Annotated in this window: 8 protein-coding genes; 7 read left to right on the top strand and 1 reads right to left on the bottom strand. The window is 71.6% G+C overall.

All coding sequences use genetic code 11. From position 1 onward, the window contains the following. Positions 1 to 71 precede the first annotated feature (71 nt). Positions 72 to 1,034: a helix-turn-helix domain-containing protein gene (locus tag ACZ4VK_RS35545; RefSeq protein WP_468361763.1), complete on the top strand. Its 963-nt coding sequence runs from the start codon at positions 72 to 74 to the stop codon at positions 1,032 to 1,034. Between the two features lie 208 nt (positions 1,035 to 1,242). Beyond that, entirely contained in the window at positions 1,243 to 2,073 is an 831-nt protein-coding gene (locus ACZ4VK_RS35540) for a VOC family protein (protein WP_468361760.1), read from the top strand. A 124-nt stretch (positions 2,074 to 2,197) separates the two neighbouring features. On the opposite strand, the gene ACZ4VK_RS35535 is transcribed toward ACZ4VK_RS35540, so the two are convergent. Further along, positions 2,198 to 3,664: an MFS transporter gene (locus ACZ4VK_RS35535; RefSeq protein ID WP_468361757.1), complete on the bottom strand. Its 1,467-nt coding sequence runs from the start codon at positions 3,662 to 3,664 to the stop codon at positions 2,198 to 2,200. Between the two features lie 132 nt (positions 3,665 to 3,796). Between ACZ4VK_RS35535 and ACZ4VK_RS35530 the strand changes: the two genes are divergently transcribed. From ACZ4VK_RS35530 to ACZ4VK_RS35510, 5 genes are all read left to right on the top strand, one after another. Further along, positions 3,797 to 4,264 carry a MarR family winged helix-turn-helix transcriptional regulator gene (locus ACZ4VK_RS35530; protein ID WP_468361754.1) on the top strand — a complete coding sequence of 156 codons (468 nt, stop codon included), beginning with the start codon at positions 3,797 to 3,799 and terminating at the stop codon, positions 4,262 to 4,264. Between the two features lie 269 nt (positions 4,265 to 4,533). Further along, positions 4,534 to 7,512 carry a carbohydrate binding domain-containing protein gene (locus ACZ4VK_RS35525; protein ID WP_468361751.1) on the top strand — a complete coding sequence of 993 codons (2,979 nt, stop codon included), beginning with the start codon at positions 4,534 to 4,536 and terminating at the stop codon, positions 7,510 to 7,512. 257 nt (positions 7,513 to 7,769) lie between these two features. Further along, positions 7,770 to 9,518, top strand: coding sequence for a S8 family serine peptidase (locus ACZ4VK_RS35520; RefSeq protein WP_468361808.1), 1,749 nt, complete (start codon positions 7,770 to 7,772; stop codon positions 9,516 to 9,518). Positions 9,519 to 9,721: 203 nt separating this feature from the next. Further along, positions 9,722 to 10,648, top strand: coding sequence for an AurF N-oxygenase family protein (locus ACZ4VK_RS35515; RefSeq protein ID WP_468361748.1), 927 nt, complete (start codon positions 9,722 to 9,724; stop codon positions 10,646 to 10,648). Positions 10,649 to 10,681: 33 nt separating this feature from the next. Further along, the gene (locus ACZ4VK_RS35510) at positions 10,682 to 12,340 is read left to right on the top strand and encodes an FAD-dependent oxidoreductase (RefSeq protein ID WP_468361745.1); all 1,659 of its coding nucleotides are present in this window, start codon (positions 10,682 to 10,684) and stop codon (positions 12,338 to 12,340) included. Positions 12,341 to 12,350 lie beyond the last annotated feature (10 nt).

Raw genomic sequence — 12,350 nt, 5'->3', positions numbered from 1 at the left:
AACTCCCCTTGGAGGAGGTTCAAGTACGGGGACACGTCACCGGCGCACCCGGAGGGCGTGCGGGAGCGGCCGTGCTCCAGACTGGAGTCGACCAGGGGGAGGATCACGTCGTGGTGTCCGACGGGCTGTGGAGCATCGGGGAGCTCGCCGAGCGGGCGGGTGCCACCGTGAAGACGGTGCGCTACTACTCGGACCGGGGTCTGCTGCCCGAGGAGGGCCGCAGTTCCGGCGGGCATCGCCGGTACGGTCCGCAGGCCCTGGAGCGGCTCCGGTTGATCCGGTCCCTGCGCGCCCTCGACCTGCCCGTCGCGGAGGTGGAGCGGGCGCTGGAACGGGACGAGGCCCTGGAGGAGGTCGTCTCGGGGCAGCTGCGGGAGGTGGGTTCCCGACTGGCCGCGCTCCGCTGGCGGGAGGCCTCGCTGCGGCTCGTCCAGGACTGCCCGGCCGGTGAGCGCGCCGACCGGCTGCGGCTGATCGGTGCGGTGTCCGTGCCGCCCGACACGGCGGCGCTCGCCCGGTTCTGGCGCCGGATGCTGCCGGTACGGCTGCCGCGGCGGGTGGTGTCCCTTGTCCTCGACTCGGTCGTGCCGGGGGTCCCGGCGGAGCCGACCCCCGGGAAGGTCCTTGACTTCGCGCGGCTGCACGCGCTCGTGTCCGATCCCCGCCTCGACCGTCCGGAGTCGCGGCCCGCGCCGCCGCTGCCGGACGGGGAGTACCGTCCCGCGGTGCTGTACGAGGGGCTTGCGGAGGCGTACGGGCTGGCGTTCAGGGAGGTACGGGCCGGGCGCGCCCCGCAGGACGGCGGGGCCCTGGACTGTTTCGTCGCGGCCTACGCCGGGGCACTCGGGTCAGCGGACTCCCCGGACTTCCGGCGGGGGCTCGTCCCTGTGCTCGCGCGGGGCGAGGGGCCCGTGATCCAGCGTTACTGGAAGCTCGCCACCGGCCTGTTCGACCCCGGCGAGCCGGTCCTCGGCGCCCTCCACCACCACCTCTCCGTCGCCCTCCGCCAGGAGGTCGGGGAGCGGGCCGGCTGAGGTGTCCCGTACGGGAGGCGGCGCGGCGGCCACGGCGTCCGGCCCGGCAGGTGCGGTCGGGCGGCGTGCCTCCGCCGGGCCGTTCTCGGGGGCGGTCGGCGCACCCGGGCGTGTGGTCATCGGCGGCACGTGGGTGAACGCGCGCATGGAGGGCGGCGGGATGGGGAAGGGGCGCACGACGCACGCAGCGTGACAGGACGACGAGGAGGTGGTGCCGGTGTCGGGGCCGACAACCGGGGAGGAGGTGGGAGCACCGTGCTGGCTGAGTCTGAACGCGCACGATCTGGACGCGGCCGAGCGCTTCTACGGGGCCGTGCTGGGCTGGACGTTCCGGCGGGGCGGCGGAGAGCGGGAGTACGCGGTCGGTGAGCTGGACGGGGTGCCCGTCGCCGGGATCGCGGCCGTCGCGGCCGAGCTCTCCGTACCGGTGTCCTGGACGGCGTTCTTCGCCGTGGACGACGCCGACACGGCCGTGGCGCGGATCAGGGAGCGCGGCGGCACCGTCGGCGTGGGGCCGGTCGCCTATCCGCCCCGGGGACGCGCGGCGTTCGCGACCGACCGGGAGGGTGCGGCTTTCGGTGTGTGGGAGGGGCGGACGGAGACCCCCTGGCACATCGGCGAGCACTCGGCGCCCGCCTGGCTGGAGCTGCACACGCGGGACGCCTTCGAGGCGGCCGTGTTCTACGGCGAGGTGCTCCGCTGGGCCGACGAGGGTCCGGGCCGCTTCGAGGTGTCGTACGAGCAGGACAAGGTGGTGCTGCGGCGGGACGGCGAGGCCGTCGCCCGGCTGAACAGCGGTCCTGTCGAGTCCGGCTCGCCCCGGCCGCAGCTGCGGCCGCGCTGGCTGGTGCGGTTCCGGGTGCCCGATCCGGAGGCGGCGACGGCCGCGGTCCTCGCGCACGGCGGGTCGGAGGTGCCGGGCGACGACTGGGGTGGCGTACGCGGTCCGGACGAGGCCGAGGGGCGCAGGACGGTGGTGGTACGGGACCCGGACGGGGCGCTCTTCACGCTGGAGGCGGCGGAGGACGGCAAGGTCTGAGCGGTGGACCGGTGCGGGCCCGGACGTGTCTCCCCCGCGCCCGCACCGGCCGAGGACCGCAAGGCCTGGGCCGGTGCGGGGCCGGGCCTGTCTGCTCCCGGGCGCGCCCCGGTCCCCCGGACGGTCAGGCGCTGACCCCGGAAGGCGTGCGCGGGGCGGTCCCGCGGCCCGTGTCCGCCGGGTCGTCCGACGAGGCGGCGGCGGCCTTGGCGGGGATGAGGGCGGCGACCACCGCGGCCACCAGGCCGACCCCGCAGCCGATGAGCATGGCGACGCGGAAGCCGTCCTCGGACGGCAGGGCGTGGCCGCCCAGCGTCGTGGTCATCTGGGCGAGGACGACGCCGATCACGGCGGCCGAGACGGAGGTGCCGATGGAGCGCATCAGGGTGTTGAAGCTGTTGGCCGACGCGGTCTCCTCCTGCGGGACCGCGCCCATGATGAGCGCCGGCATGGCGCCGTAGGCAAGCCCGAAGCCGGTGTTGCAGATGAGCGTGACGACCAGCAGGCCGCCGGTGGAGCCCATCAGGGCGAGCGAGGAGCCGTAGCCGGCGGCGATGACGAGGGCGCCGACGGAAAGCGTGACCTTCGGGCCGCGCGCGGCGGAGAGCTTCGCGCCGAGCGGGGCGAGGACCATCATCATCAGTCCCGCGGGGGCCATCCACAGGCCCATGGCCATCATCGACTGGCCCAGTCCGTAGCCGGTGGCCTCGGGCAGCTGGAACAGCTGGGGGACGACGAGGGACTGCGCGTACATGGCGAATCCGACGAGGACCGACGCCGCGTTGGTCAGCAGGACGACCGGACGGGCGGTGACCCGCAGGTCGACGAGGGGCTCGGGGGTACGCAGCTCCCAGGCGCCCCAGCCGAGCAGGACGACGGCGGCGAGGGCGAAGAGGCCGAGGGTGGTGCCGCTGCCCCAGCCCCAGGTCGCGCCCTTGGAGACGGCGAGCAGCAGCGCGACGAGCCCGACGCCCAGGCCGAGCGCACCGGGGACGTCGAAGCGGCCGGCGGCCGGGGTGCGGCGGCCCGCGGGGACGACGCGCCAGATGAGGACGCCCACGAGGACGCTCATTCCGGCGGCGACCCAGAAGAGCACGCGCCAGCTGGCGTTCTCGGCGACGGCGGCGGAGAACGGCAGGCCGAGGGCGCCGCCGACGCCCATGGAGGCGCTCATCAGGGCGATGGACCCGCCGAGCCGCTCGGCCGGGAGGATGTCGCGGAGCAGGCTGATGCCGAGTGGTACGACCCCCATGCCGAGGCCCTGGAGGCCGCGCCCGACGATCATGGGGACGACCGAGGAGGCGAGCGCGCAGACCACCGAGCCGGCGATCAGCGGGATCACGGAGACCAGGAGGACCCGCCGCTTGCCGAGGGTGTCGCCGAGCCGGCCGGCCACCGGGGTGGCGACGGCGCCCGCGAGCAGAGTGGCGGTGATCACCCAGGAGGCGTTGGACGCGGTGGTGTCAAGGAGCTTCGGGAGGTCGCCGATGAGCGGCACCACCAGGGTCTGCATCAGTGCGGCCACGATGCCGGCGAGCGCGAGGACGCCGACGACGCCTCCGGGCCGGGCGTCGGGCTTGGAGCCGTCCACGAGTTCTCCCTCGGTCGTGCGTGGGGTGCGTCATGGTTCGCCATGCGCAGCTTTATGCATCATGCACATTGATTGCGGAATACACAACTTGTGCATGCTGCACAGCGATCGCCCACGGGGGAGAATGGAGCCATGGAGAAGCCCGTGGACAAGCCCACTCATCTGGTCGAGTTCGAGACCATGCTGCTCGGCCGGCACGCCCACCTGTACGCGCCCCGCTCCCGCGCCGCCGGCGGTCACCTCGACCGCAGCGCGTACGTCCTCCTGAGTCGGGTCAAGGTGCACGGGCCGATGTCCATCGGGCAGCTCAGCGAGGCCTTCGGCCTCGACGCCTCCACCCTCAACCGTCAGACGGCGGCCATGCTGCGCGCCGGGGTCGTGGAGCGCATCCCCGACCCCGAGGGCGGCATCGCCCGCAAGTTCCGCATCACCGAGGAGGGCGAGCGCCGCCTGGAGGCCGACCGGACTTCGAACATCGAGGGACTCGAGCGGGTCATGGAGCACTGGTCACCCGAGGACGTGGCCCGATTCGCCGCCTTCCTCGAACGCTTCAACCGTGACATCGAGCGCCTGGAGGGGCGCCCCTGGCCGCGCCCCTGAGGCCCGCCCGCACACCGTCCCACCGTTCCCCCGCCGCCCGGTCCCCGCGCCGAGCGGCGGTTCGGCATGCCCGCCGCCCGCCCCAGGACCGCGCCGAACGGCCCGCACACAGGCGCCACTTCGGACAGAACTCTTTACCTCCAGGCCGCACCGGCGGTAACTTCCCGCCGACGCAAGGCGTTTCTGAAACTTTCCGACTGCGTTTCCAACGGTGCCGATCCCCGCTCCCCGCCGGCCCGTACGGAACACGCTCCTGCCTGGAGAACCAGATGACTCGCACCCCCACGCGGCTGCCAGGACGCCCGGTGGCCGTCCTGGCCTTCGCCGCCGGCCTCGTCGGCCTGCTCGCCGCCCCACCCGACGCCCCCTCGCCCCGGACCGCCCCGGTCGCGGCCACCGCAGAGAACACGGCGACGGTCTTCTACTGGACCAGGACGAAGAACTGGGCCGCGTACAAGCTGCATTACGCCCCCGACGGCGGAGCCTGGACCACGGTCCCCGGCGTCGACATGGAGCCCGCCTGCACGGACTGGGTGAAGAAGACCGTCACCCTCGGCACGGCGACCGGGCTCCGGGCCACCTTCAACAACGGCACCGGCACCTGGGACAACAACGGCGGCAAGAACTACGCCCTCGGCACCGGCTCCGTCACCGTCAAGGACGGGGTCGTCGCCCACTCCGACCCGTGCTCGGGCACCACGCCCACCCCGGGCGCCAAGGCCACCGTCTACTACTCCACCGAGACGCTCGGCTGGTCCACCGTCAACCTGCACTATCAGCCGGCCGGTGGCGCCTGGACCGCCGCCCCCGGTCTCGGCATGCAGGCAGCCTGCGCCGGCTGGTGGAAGCGCGAGGTCGACCTCGGGACGGCCGCCTCCTTCAAGGCCGCGTTCAACAACGGCAACGGCACGTGGGACAACAACAGGGGCTCGGACTACACCCTCGGAACCGGCGTCAGCGCCGTACGGGACAACGTGGTGAAGGCGAACGCGACCGATCCGTGCGCCGCCGCGACCCCCGACACCCAGGCGCCCACCGTCCCCACCGGGGTGACGGCCAAGGCCGACGGCGTGTCGATCCTGCTCGCCTGGGAGCCGTCGACCGACAACAAGGCGGTGACGAAGTACCAGGTCACCCGCACCGGCGGCACCCGGGGCACCCAGATCACCGACGTCGGCTCCACCGTCCTGTCCGACGCCAACCTGGAGCCGCGGACGGCGTACACCTACACCGTCAAGGCCGTGGACGCGGCCGGGAACACCTCCGCAGCCTCCGTGGTGGCCCCGGCGACCACCGGTGACAAGCCGCCCGCGCCCACCGAGGGCAGCCCGCTGGGCACCGACCCGCGCAAGGACCCCATCTACTTCGTCCTCACCGCCCGCTTCAACGACGGCGACACGACGAACAACCGGGGCGGCAACCAGCACGTGAAGTCGGGCAACGCGGCCAACAACGACCCCATGTTCCGGGGCGACTTCAAGGGCCTGATCCAGAAGCTCGACTACATCAAGGGCCTGGGCATGTCCGCGATCTGGGTCACCCCGGTGGTCCTCAACCGCTCGGACTACGACTACCACGGTTACCACGGCTACGACTTCTACAAGGTCGATCCCCGCCTGGAGTCCGCCGGCGCGTCCTACCAGGACCTGATCAACGCCGCCCACGCCAAGGGCATGAAGATCTACCAGGACGTCGTCTACAACCACTCGTCCCGCTGGGGCGCCAAGGGCCTGTTCACCCCGACCGTCTACGGCGTCCGGGACACCCAGTGGAGCTGGTACTACGACGAGAAGGCAGAGGGCTTCGAGTACGACGGCCTGACCATCGACCCCAAGACCGGGAAGTCGTACTACAACGGCGACCTGTGGTCGACGGCCGAGCCCGCCGGCAACACCTGCGTCGACTGGGGCAAGCCCACCCAGTGGACCTCGCCCGAGGGCTACCGGATCTACAACTGCCAGTGGCCCAGCCCCACCTCCGGCATGTTCCCCAAGGCGCTCTACCACAACTGCTGGCTCGGGAACTGGGAAGGCGAGGACTCCCGGTCCTGCTGGCTCCACGACGACCTCGCCGACTTCAACACCGAGTCCGCGCCCGTCCAGAACTACCTGATCGGCGCCTACGACAAGTACATCGACATGGGCGTCGACGGCTTCCGCGTCGACACCGCCGTGCACATCCCGCGCACGACCTGGAACCGCCGCTTCCTGCCCGCGATCCAGCAGCGCGTCACCCAGAAGTTCGGCGCCGAGGCCGCGAAGAACTTCCTCGTCTTCGGCGAGGTCGGCGCCTTCGTCAACGACAAGTGGAACCGCGGCTCGGTCAACCACTCCGCGCAGTTCTTCACCTGGAAGGAGCGCAAGGAGTACGACGCCGACGACACCAAGGCCGCCCTGGAGATGTACACCTACGAGAACCAGGCCGGGACCGCCGCCCAGCCCACCTCCACCAACGCCTTCCTCAACGGCAACGCGTACCACGCCCCCGACCACAGCAAGTTCTCCGGCATGAACATCATCGACATGCGCATGCACATGAACTTCGGCGATGCCAACAACGCCTTCAACAACGGCAAGGACTCCGACGACGCGACCAACGACGCCACCTACAACGTCGTCTACGTCGACAGCCACGACTACGGACCCAACAAGTCCTCCGAGCGGTACGCGGGCGGCACCGACGCATGGGCCGAGAACATGTCCCTGATGTGGACCTTCCGCGGCATCCCGACGCTCTACTACGGCTCCGAGATCGAGTTCCAGGCCGGCAAGAAGATCGACTGCGGGCCGTCCTGCCCGCTGGCCACCACCGGCCGCGCCTACTACGGCGACCACGTCGCCGGCTCCGTCACCGCCTCCGACTTCTCCAAGGTCACCGCGGCGAGCGGCCAGGTCGCCACCACCCTCCAGCAGCCCCTGGTCAAGCACCTCCAGCGGCTCAACGAGATCCGTCGGGCCGTCCCCGCCCTGCAGATGGGCCAGTACTCCACCGAGGGCATCACCGGCGGCATGGCGTTCAAGCGCCGTTACACCAGCGGCGGTACGGACAGCTTCGCGCTGGTCACGATCTCGGGCGGCGCCACGTACTCGGGCATCCCGAACGGCACGTACACCGACGCCGTGACCGGAGACGTCAGGACCGTCACCAACGGCACCCTCTCGGTCGCCGCGCCCGGTAAGGGAAATCTGCGGGTGTACGTCCTGAACGGTCCCGGAAAGGTCGGATCCGCTGGTCCGTACCTGAAGTAGTCGTGACAAAGGGGGCAGGGGACCCGAAACCCTGCCCCTCCGGGCACTGTTCGGTCAACAGTGCGTAACACGAACACACTTCTCGGACAGAACTCTTCCCTCTGGGGCACGAGTCTGGGATCTTGCGTCCACCCCACACATCACAAAGCCCGGCAGGCGCCACCCGCGCCACCGGGTTATCGGAGGACGCATTGTTTTCCCTCATATCCAGCCGGTTGAGAACGTCGGCCATCGCCGTCGCGGCGCTCGGTACGACCATGGCGCTCGCCGCTCCCGGATTCGCCCAGGCAGCACCGTCGGACACCGCGCCCGTCGCGGCCCGTTCGGCGGGGGCGACGACGGCCACCACGACGGCGGCGACTTCGGCGGCCTGGGCCGCCGGCACCCGCGCGTACCTGGTGATCACGGCCCCCGGCGGCACGGCGGCCGTGAGCGGCGCCGTGGCGAGCAACGGCGGTTCGGTCTTCGCGACCTACGACGCCATCGGCGTGATCGTGGCGCACTCGACGTCCACGTCGTTCGCCTCGGCGATGCGCACGGTCGGCGGCGTCCAGCAGGTCGGGGCGACCCGTACCTCCGACGTCCCCGCCGACGCCTACAACCCGGCGCTCCCCGCGAACCCGTCGCAGTCCACCACGACCCTGACGGAGTCGAACCGCTGGGACATGACGCAGATCAAGGCCGACCAGGCCTGGGCGGTCACCACCGGCTCGGCTTCGGTCAAGGTCGGCGTCCTCGACACCGGCGTCGACGACCGGCACCAGGACATCGCGCCCAACTTCAACGCCGCCGACTCGGCCTCCTGCGCCTACGGCAAGGCGGACACGCGCGCGGGTGCCTGGCGTGACGTCGGCACCCACGGCACGCACGTCGCCGGCACGATCGCGGCCGCCAAGAACGGCAAGGGCGTCATCGGTGTCGCGCCGGGCGTGACGATCTCCTCCGTCCGCATCGCGGAGCCGACCAGCAGCCTGTTCTTCGCGGAGAACACGATCTGCGGCTTCATGTGGGCCGGTGACCACGGATTCAAGGTCACCAACAACAGCTACTACACGGACCCGTGGCAGTTCAACTGCCCGGACAACGTGGACCAGGCCGCCATCATCGAGGGCGTCCGCCGGGCCCAGGCGTACGCCGAGGGCAAGGGTTCGCTCCAGGTCGCCGCCGCGGGCAACTCCAACTACGACCTGGCGAACAAGACGACCGACTCCGAGAGCCCCAACGACTCGACGCCGGTCACCCGTACGATCACCAACGCCTGCATCGACATCCCGACGGAGCTTCCGGGCGTCGTGACGGTCGCCGCGCAGGGCAACGGCGGCGCCAAGGCCTCGTACTCGAACTTCGGCAACGGCGTCATCGACATCGCCGCCCCCGGCGGAGACGGCACCTCCGGTGTCTACTCGACGCTCCCGGGCGGCAAGTACGGCAACATGAACGGCACGTCGATGGCCTCTCCGCACGTGGCCGGCGTCGCGGCGCTGATCGCGAGCGTGAACCCGACGTTCACCCCGGCGCAGATCCGCGACCAGCTCGGCGTCCAGGCCACGGACCGCGCGTGCCCCTCGGACACCCGCTGCACGGGCACCACGACCAAGAACGGCTTCTTCGGTGAGGGCGCCGTCGACGCCCTGAAGGCCGTCGGGGGCACCACACCGCCGCCCGGCGCGTACTTCGAGAACCTCGCCGACGTCACCATCGCCGACAACGCGACGGTCGAGAGCCCGATCACGGTCAGCGGGGTGACGGGCAACGCGCCGGCCACGCTGAAGGTGGGCGTGGACATCAAGCACACCTACATCGGCGACCTGAAGGTCGACCTGGTGGCCCCGGACGGCACCGTCTACACGGTGCACAACCGGTCCGGCAGCGGCACGGACAACATCATCCAGACGTTCACGGTCAACGCCTCGACGGAGGTCGCGAACGGCGTCTGGAAGCTTCGCGTGAACGACAACGCGAACCAGGACACGGGCCGGATCGACGCCTGGAACCTGACCTTCTGACATCGCGCCACCCCTGGGACGGGGCCGGAGCCGCCATGGCTCCGGCCCCGTTCGCGTACCCGAGGTAAGGGCGGGGGAAGAAAGTGCGTACCGAGGGGTAGGCCCGGGCACACCCCTTGCTATACGTTCCGTCTAACAAGCTTGCTAGACACGGCGTCTAACAAGCTGCCCCGAGCCGATCGCGCGACCCAAGGAGCCGCACCATGGCAAGCAGCACCGCTCGCCCGGACCACCCGCACGTCACCGACTCGCACGTCACCGACTCGGACGTCGCCGAGCGGCTGCTCCGATCGGCCGCGAAGCTGTCGTACGACCCGGCCGTCGAGGTCGACTGGGACACCCCCCTCGACAAGGACTTCCACGGGCAGAGCCCCGAGTGGAACTCCCTCTACGGCACCGCCTACTGGAACGAGATGACCGAGGAGCAGCGCAAGGAGCTGACCCGGCAGGAGACCGCCTCGGTCGCCAGCACCGGCATCTGGTTCGAGATGATCCTCCAGCAGATGGTGCTCCGCGACATCTACCGCATGGACCACACCGACCCCCGGTTCCAGTGGGCCCTCACCGAGATCGCCGACGAGTGCCGGCACTCGATCATGTTCGCCCGGGGCTCCCAGAAGCTCGGCGCCCCCGCGTACCGCCCCAAGCGGGCCGTGCTCGAACTCGGGCGCCTCATGAAGACCGTCGGCTTCGGCGAAGCCGCGTACGCCGGCATCCTCGTCGCCGAGGAGGTCCTCGACGTCATGCAGCGCGACTGGATGCGCGACGAGCGGGTCGTCCCCTTCGTCCGCACCATCAGCAACATCCATGTCGTCGAGGAGTCCCGGCACATGAAGTTCGCCCGGGACGAGACGCGCCGCCACCTGGCCCGCGCGAGCAGGCCGCGCCGTCACTTCCAGGCCCTCGTGGTCGCCATCGCCGCGTACTACATCATCACCAGCCTGGTGAGCCCGGAGGTGTACGTGCGGGCCGGACTCGACCCCGAGCGGGCCCGCCGCGAGGCGGCCGCCAACGAGCACTACAAGGCACAGCTGCGCGCCAGTTGCTCCGGCCTCATGGAGTTCCTGGCCGACGTCGGGATGCTGACCCGGCCCGCGCTCTTCTTCTACCAGCGCGCCCACCTCGTCTGACCCCTCCGAGCCGAGCAGAGCAGAGCCGACGACATGACCTACGCGATCACCCAGACCTGCTGCAACGACGCCACCTGCGTCGCCGTCTGCCCGGTCAACTGCATCCACCCGACGCCCGACGAGCCCGACTTCGGGACCACGGACATGCTGTACATCGACCCCGAGGCCTGCATCGACTGCGGTGCCTGCGCCGACGCCTGCCCCGTCGACGCGATCTTCCCCGCCGACCGGCTCACCGGACGGCTGCGGGAGTACGAGGCGATCAACGCGGAGTACTACGCGGACCGGACGCCTGCCCCGGCCCTGGCCTCGCCCACCTTCCACACCTGGGGCGAACCCTCGTTCCCCCGCTCGCTGCCCGCCGACTTCGCGCCGCTGCGGATCGCGGTCGTCGGCACCGGGCCCGCAGGCATGTACGCCGCCGAGGACCTGCTCCTGCACACCAACGCCGAGGTGACCCTGATCGACCGGCTGCCGGTGGCCGGCGGACTCCTCCGGTACGGAGTGGCGCCGGACCATCCGGCGACCAGGGGCGCGGGCGAGACGCTCGGCCGCTTCCACTCCCACCCCCGGGTCCGGATGCGGCTCGGCGTGGAGATCGGCAAGGACGTCACCGTCGAGGAACTCGCCGCGCACCACGACGCGGTGATCTACGCCGTGGGCGCGCCCTCCGACCGGCGGCTCGGCATCCCGGGCGAGGATCTGCCCGGCAGCGTCCCGGCGAGCTCCGTCGTCTCCTGGTACAACGCGCATCCCGAGACCGGCGCGGACGCCGTCCGGCTCTCCGCCGGGCGGGTCGTCGTCGTCGGCAACGGCAACGTCGCCCTCGACGTCGCCCGCGTGCTCGTCATGGACCCGGCCGACCTCACCGGAACGGACATCGCGGAGCACGCCCTCGCGGCCCTGCGGGAGACGCGGGTCCGGGAGGTGGTGCTGCTCGGCCGCAGGGGACCCGAGCACGCGTCGTACACGGCGTCCGAACTGCTCGCCCTGAAGCACCTGCCCGGCGTGGACCTGGTCGTCGACGACCGGGACCCGCGTACCGGGGCCGCCGTCGACGCGGCGGCGGCCGGGGAGAAGGCGGCGCTGCTGCGGGGCGTGAGCCGGGAGGCGGTGGACTGGACGCGGGCGCCCGCGCGGGACCGGCGGCGGATCGTGCTCCGCTTCCACTCCGCCCCCGTCGAGGCGCTCGGCACCGACGGTGTGCGGGCGGTGCGGGTGACGGAGGAGGGATCACCGTCCGGTACGGAGATCGGGGCGGAGCTCCTCGTCCGGGCGATCGGCTACCGGGGTGTCCCGCTGGCGGGACTGCCCTTCGACGAGGCGACCGGCACGGTGCCGCACGAGGCCGGGCGGGTGGCGGGGCTCCCCGGCGCCTACGTCGTCGGCTGGGTCAAGCGCGGGCCCACCGGGGGCATCGGCGCCAACCGGGCCTGTGCGGAGGAGACGGTCGGGACCCTACTGGCGGACGCGGTCGCCGGTGCGCTGCCGGCGCCGAAGGGCACGGCCAAGGAGTTCCGCCGGCTTGCGAGGAGCCGCAGCCGGCACCTCGTCGACGCGCGCGGTCTCGCGGCCATCGACAGGACGGAGCGGGCGAGGGGCCGGGAGGCGGGGCGCCCCCTGGTGAAGCTGGCGACGGTGCCGGAGCTCGTCGCGGCGGCGCGTGGCGGACGGTGGCGCCGCCAGGGTTGACCGCCGGAAT

The organism is Streptomyces sp. NPDC028711 (assembly GCF_055565415.1).
The sequence above is the reverse complement of the archived record's forward strand: the minus strand, read 5'-3'. Positions and strand labels throughout refer to the sequence as shown.

Excerpts from the sequence above, each read along its gene's own strand:
- ACZ4VK_RS35515 (WP_468361748.1), top strand. The coding sequence starts at position 9,722 with ATGGCAAGCAGCACCGCTCGCCCGGACCACCCGCACGTCACCGACTCG.
- ACZ4VK_RS35530 (WP_468361754.1), top strand. The coding sequence starts at position 3,797 with ATGGAGAAGCCCGTGGACAAGCCCACTCATCTGGTCGAGTTCGAGACC.
- ACZ4VK_RS35510 (WP_468361745.1), top strand. The coding sequence starts at position 10,682 with ATGACCTACGCGATCACCCAGACCTGCTGCAACGACGCCACCTGCGTC.
- ACZ4VK_RS35520 (WP_468361808.1), top strand. The coding sequence starts at position 7,770 with ATGGCGCTCGCCGCTCCCGGATTCGCCCAGGCAGCACCGTCGGACACC.
- ACZ4VK_RS35525 (WP_468361751.1), top strand. The coding sequence starts at position 4,534 with ATGACTCGCACCCCCACGCGGCTGCCAGGACGCCCGGTGGCCGTCCTG.